Consider the following 4,463-nt stretch of genomic DNA (forward strand, 5'->3'; position numbering starts at 1 on the left):
CAGCATTCTGGTCAGGGGTGCCCGCACCCACAACCTCAAGCAGATCGATGTGGAACTGCCCCGTAATAAGCTCATTGTGATTACTGGCCTCTCCGGGTCGGGCAAATCGTCGTTGGCGTTCGATACGTTATATGCCGAGGGTCAACGCCGCTACGTGGAATCACTTTCCACCTATGCGCGCCAGTTCCTGTCGATCATGGAAAAGCCTGATGTGGATCACATTGAAGGGCTTTCGCCTGCGATCTCTATTGAACAGAAGTCCACTTCCCACAACCCACGCTCAACCGTGGGCACGATTACCGAAATTTATGACTATCTGCGCCTACTGTTTGCCCGCGCGGGCACGCCACGCTGCCCAGAACACGGCGAAGACTTAGAAGCGCAAACTATCTCGCAGATGGTCGATCAGGTCATGAATCTCGCCGAAGGCACCAAGCTCATGCTGCTGGCACCGGTCGTCAAAGGCCGCAAAGGCGAGCACCTTCAATTATTAGCTGAGCTGCGTGCTCAAGGGTTTGTTCGCGCCCTCGTCGACGGCCAGGTGCTTGAACTCGATGACATTGCACCGCTCGATAAGCGCAAAAAGCATGATATCAGCGTAGTCGTTGATCGTTTTAAAGTGCGCGATGATTTGGCTCAACGGCTGGCGGAATCTTTCGAAACAGCGCTCAACCTAGCCGATGGGACCGCCATGATTCACTTCATGGACGGTGAGCGCGGTGATCTTGCCTTCTCCTCGCGCTTTGCCTGCCCGGTGTGCGGCTACTCGCTGGCAGAGCTTGAGCCGCGCATGTTCTCGTTTAACAATCCAGCCGGCGCCTGCCCCACCTGTGATGGCCTGGGCGTGCAGCAGTATTTCGACCCTGACAAGCTGATCAGCCATCCTGAGCTTTCCTTGGCGGAGGGCGTTATCAAAGGCTGGGATCGACGCAATATTTACTACTTCACTCAGCTGCAGGCACTGGCTCAGCACTATCGCTTTGAGCTTGAAACCCCGTGGAAGGAGCTCGCCCGCCACGAGCAGGAAATTATCTTAAACGGCAGCGGTGATGAGCAGGTGCCGTTTGTCTACGTGGGTGATCGTGGTCGCAAAGTCACCCGCGAGCATGCTTTTGAGGGCGTTCTGCCCAATATGCAGCGCCGCTATCGGGAAACCGAATCCAACATGGTGCGCGATGATCTGTCTAAGTATATCGCGGTGCAGCCCTGCGCTACCTGTAGCGGCTCGCGACTACGCCAAGAGTCGCGCCATGTGTACGTGGATGATCACAACATTGCCGAGATTGTGCGTTTCCCGATTGGCGAAGCATGGCGCTACTTTGCCGATCTCAGCTTACCGGGGCGCAAAGGTGAGATTGCCGATAAAATCGTGCATGAGATCCACGCTCGGCTAGAGTTTTTGGTCAATGTAGGGCTGGACTATCTCAACTTGGAGCGCAGCGCTGACACGCTTTCCGGCGGTGAAGCGCAGCGTATCCGTTTGGCCAGCCAGATTGGCGCAGGCCTCGTCGGCGTTATGTATATTCTTGATGAGCCTTCGATTGGCTTGCATCAGCGCGACAATGACCGGCTGTTGAAAACCCTTGAGCGACTGCGCGATTTAGGCAATACCGTGATTGTGGTCGAGCACGACGAAGACGCCATCCGTGCCGCTGACCACGTGCTGGACATTGGCCCAGGGGCTGGCGCCCACGGCGGTGAGATTGTCGCCCAGGGCACGCCGCAAGATGTGATGGACAACCCTAACTCGCTGACCGGTCAATATCTTTCTGGCACGCGTGAAATCGCCGTACCGCCTTGGCGCATTCCCGGCAACCCAGAAAAACAGCTGATTGTGCGTGGCGCCACTGGCAACAACTTGCAAGACGTTACGTTGACGCTGCCATTAGGGCTGTTTATCGCGATTACCGGCGTCTCTGGGTCAGGCAAATCGACGTTGATCAACGGCACCTTAATGCCGATTGCGGCAAGAGAACTGAACCGTGCAACGACGCTAACACCGGCGCCTTATCAAAAAATTGAGGGGCTTGACCAGCTCGACAAAGTTATCGATATTGACCAAAGCCCGATTGGGCGAACGCCGCGCTCCAACCCAGCGACCTATACCGGCATTTTCACGCCGATTCGGGAGCTGTTTGCGGGCACTCAGGAGGCGCGTTCGCGAGGCTATAAGCCAGGGCGGTTCAGCTTCAACGTCAAGGGCGGACGCTGTGAAGCGTGCCAGGGCGAAGGCATGATCAAGGTGGAAATGCACTTCTTGCCGGATATTTACGTACCCTGCGACGTGTGTAAAGGCAAGCGTTATAACCGTGAAACGCTTGATATCCACTACAAGGGAAAAACGATTCACGAAGTGCTGGCCATGACAGTCGAAGATGCTTTGGCGTTCTTTAGCCCGGTGCCCGCCATTGCTCGTCGCCTACAGACGTTGCTAGATGTAGGGCTCTCCTACATTCGCCTGGGGCAAAGCGCAACGACCCTATCGGGTGGTGAAGCACAGCGGGTTAAACTCGCCCGTGAATTAGCCAAACGCGATACGGGTAAAACCCTCTATATATTGGATGAGCCTACCACCGGCCTGCATTTTGAAGATATTCGCCAACTGCTCACGGTGCTCCACCGCCTGCGCGACCATGGCAACACCATCGTAGTGATTGAGCACAACTTGGATGTGATCAAGACGGCGGATTGGATTGTCGATCTCGGTCCTGAAGGTGGTTCCGGTGGAGGGCAGATCATTGCTGAAGGTACGCCGGAGCAGATCGCCAAGAAGGACGTATCGCATACCGGTCGTTTCTTAGCGCCACTGCTGGCACGCGGTAAACACGCAACGAAGCGCTGATATGTGGGGCCATGAGGGGGGGGCCATCTAAACCTGCGCTCCGCTATGCCGATCCGACAGCATAGAACGCGACCATACTGCTTACAGTAGCAGACAGATAAAAATTCGAAGTACTATGTAAACCTCTGCTAGAGGGAAAAGTTGTGGATCCAGAAAACAGCTGTATTATTAAGCATTTTAGTCACTACTGCTCGCTCACCGACGAGGAGAAGAAGCTACTTATCTCACTTGAAGATAGTCCCTCTGATGTTAAAGCGGGCTCACTACTTTGGGAGATGGGCGACCCAGCCAATGAGTTTTGCACACTTAAAAGTGGCTGGGCTTACTCCTATCGACACCAAGAAAACGGTGATCGGCAAATTCTGGAAGTGTTTTTGCCTGGCGATATTGTTGGTCTACGCGAATTTGCTTTTTCGCAACGCCTTGAGGGCGTGCGCATGATTGGCGACGGCGTCGTTTGCCACTTCCCCCATAAGCGCTTGCTAGACATATTTCGTGAGTCGCTGCCGCTTACTTCGGTGATGTTTGCGATTAGTAGCCGCCAGCAGGCGCTAATGACCGAGCGCCTTGTCAACTTAGCTAGGCGTAGTGCCCGGCAGAAAATGGCGCATTTTCTTTACGAGATGTATCTAAGATTGCGGCAAACCAATCCGTATCTTACCAATCAATTCCGCCTGCCACTCTCCCAAGAGCAGTTGGCCGATGTGCTTGGCCTCAGCCCGGTACACGTTAGCCGCACCTTCACCGCGCTCAGTGATGATGGACTTGCCTTTCGCGACCGCCATCATTTAACGATTCCGGACTTACAAGCACTCAGCGACGAAGGCGAGTTTGACAACTGCTATCTCAACGACAACGTCCGGCCCCTATTAGGGGACGCTGTATAATGTCTGCGATTCACCCTCTGCGCTCTTGCTCGCTAACGCTTGCCACTATGGTGGCCATCACATGGATGGCCGCTACGCCCCCGGCAAACGCAGCGACGTTTAATACCGATGAAGTGCAAAGCCATGAAGATTGGCAGTCAATGATGCTCTCGCTGAGTGGTGAACAGCATTATCGTGCGGTTGAAGCCTCTAGCTACTCGGATGCAACGCTGAGCCTAAACGCGACGGCAGGCATATGCGATCTACCCTGGCTAGAAATGCGCGTCACGCTTGATCAGCAGCAGGGTGAAAGCCGCACGGTGAACTTAGTACCTTCTCGGCTACGCATCGATGGGCAGCCGGTGATAGATACCATGGCCGAGTTTATTACCGAACGTGGCGATGATGGATTTTACGCACATTTTTACTTAAGCGACTTAACAACGTTAATGGCCGACATGCGTCAGGGTGAGCAGCTGTTTCTTGGCTTTGATCAAGAAGGCCGAGAGCCTTGGTACATGACCTTTAGCCTGAAAGGAGCCGACACGGCCATTAATCATATGCTTGGCCAGTGTGAAGCCGACGAGCCTCCGACTAACAGGCTTTAGTGATTAAACACGATGAGCAGCAAAACGGCTGCTTTTAATTTGTTTCAAGCATAACAAAAAGCCCCGAACACAATGTGCTCGGGGCTTTTCTTAATAAGTGCCTGACGATGACCTACTCTCGCATGGGGAGACCCCACACTACCATCG

Annotated in this window: 3 protein-coding genes; all 3 read left to right on the forward strand. The window is 54.2% G+C overall.

Features of this window, described 5'->3' with window-relative positions; genetic code table 11:
• The coding region (gene uvrA / locus ACTH5D_RS17335) for an excinuclease ABC subunit UvrA (RefSeq protein ID WP_441673416.1) at positions 1-2,842 on the forward strand (2,842 nt) is incomplete at its 5' end.
• Positions 2,843-2,985: 143 nt separating this feature from the next.
• Positions 2,986-3,729: a Crp/Fnr family transcriptional regulator gene (locus ACTH5D_RS17340; protein ID WP_441673418.1), complete on the forward strand. Its 744-nt coding sequence runs from the start codon at positions 2,986-2,988 to the stop codon at positions 3,727-3,729.
• Entirely contained in the window at positions 3,729-4,316 is a 588-nt protein-coding gene (locus ACTH5D_RS17345; protein ID WP_441673420.1) for a hypothetical protein, read from the forward strand. The genes ACTH5D_RS17340 and ACTH5D_RS17345 overlap by 1 nt, the downstream gene beginning before the upstream one ends.
• Positions 4,317-4,463 lie beyond the last annotated feature (147 nt).

Origin of the sequence: Halomonas sp. (assembly GCF_052095695.1) — a bacterium.
Taxonomy (GTDB): domain Bacteria; phylum Pseudomonadota; class Gammaproteobacteria; order Pseudomonadales; family Halomonadaceae; genus Vreelandella.